Origin of the sequence: Mycobacterium interjectum, from assembly GCF_900078675.2 — a bacterium.
In the GTDB taxonomy this organism is placed as follows: Bacteria; Actinomycetota; Actinomycetes; order Mycobacteriales; family Mycobacteriaceae; genus Mycobacterium; species Mycobacterium interjectum.
The window spans coordinates 1-1,362 of sequence record NZ_LT546255.1; the positions used below are offsets into that span (position 1 = coordinate 1).

The 1,362-nt window shown below is 64.6% G+C and carries 1 protein-coding gene; it reads right to left on the reverse strand.

Annotated features, from left to right (window positions below; genetic code table 11):
- Positions 1-869: 869 nt before the first annotated feature.
- The coding region (locus tag BN4348_RS59120; RefSeq protein ID WP_066917783.1) for a DUF3558 domain-containing protein at positions 870-1,362 on the reverse strand (493 nt) is incomplete at its 5' end.

Below are 1,362 nucleotides of genomic sequence, written 5' to 3' on the forward strand. Positions count from 1 at the left end.
GCGGCTTCCAACTCGACGGTGCGGAGGTCATTTACTGGGGTCGCTGTCCCGGCTGCTCGGTATCACAGGTGCCTCAAGCCATCGGGGACCACAGTCCCACAGAACAACTCCCCCCCGGCCTGCTTAGCTCGGGCGACAGCGGCAACCTGCCAGCGAGCGATGGCCAACCGTTGCCGACGCCAACGCCAACCCCGGGCCCGGGGGAATGGCTTGCTCCCGGCCCGCTCACGCCCATTACCGGGTTGAAGGCGGCCGGAATTGGGACAGGCGGGCTGGGAGCCAATGCCGGCTGGGCTCGCTACGACATCGCTGATGCCACAGTGGCTAGCAACGAGCATCCCATCGAGCCTTCCGTTTCACGCCCGTCAACGTCTATATGAAATGAGTTGCTCGCACCGGTAGGCTGGTGCGTCGTGGGGTTCAAGGTTAAAGCATCCGCGGCGGCACGAGCTGCCGCCGCAGGAGTAGTGCTGCTTGCCGGCTGGGCGGCATCCGCGGCCGTCGCCGACGCCTTCCAGGTTCGTGGGTGACCTTGGGGTAGCTGCCGCCAGTTCGAGGGACCCCAATTTTCCTGCCCGCGTTATCATTCCGCCGAACGGGCGGAACCCGTCGGGGTGTAGCAGACCCGACGCTCGGCGGTTGGCCGCGGTGCACCACAGCACAATTCGGTGACGGCGTTTCCTGGATCCCGCGAAGGATGTCTGAACGGGATCCAGCTAGGAGGCACACTCGGCCAGATATCGGATTAGCGCGGTCTCGATATCTTGCAGAACGTTGCGACCGTGGTCGAGGCAGTGGAGATCGCCACCGATCAGCTGGGTGCCCTCAGGTGCGGCTACCTCGCCAGCCTCCGCTATGCCCTGTGGGGATTAGAACTTGTAATACGGCGCGAGGTCGTTGGCGCGTTGCAGATTGGTGGACATGCAGTCCACCTCCGGGTTGGAGTAGACGGTCGAGAAGTACAGCGCCTGCTGCAGCACCCCGTAGCTGGTCTTGAACACGACCATGCAGGAGTAGTACCAGAAGCTGTTGTGATAGGTCGGCTTCATCACCCAGTACTGCGCGGCCCGGTGACCCTGGATGGTGGTTTCCACGGCGTCGGGGGCCAGGGACTGTTCGTAGGTGCGCCAGATGATGGGCTCGACGGCCAGCTGGTAGTTGCCCGCGTCGAAGTGGCAGCGCAGCCCGTCCTCGTGTTCCGGTGGTGTGAACGCCAGCCCGAGCCGCTGCACGACGTCGAACGGAATGTCCTCGCACGCATCGAAGGGACGCGGATCGGTCGTCGCGACGATGGGGCTTTTCATGGTGGTCTCCATCGGCGCCGCCGTCGAGCGCAGCTCGACGGGCCCATCCCCGCCCATC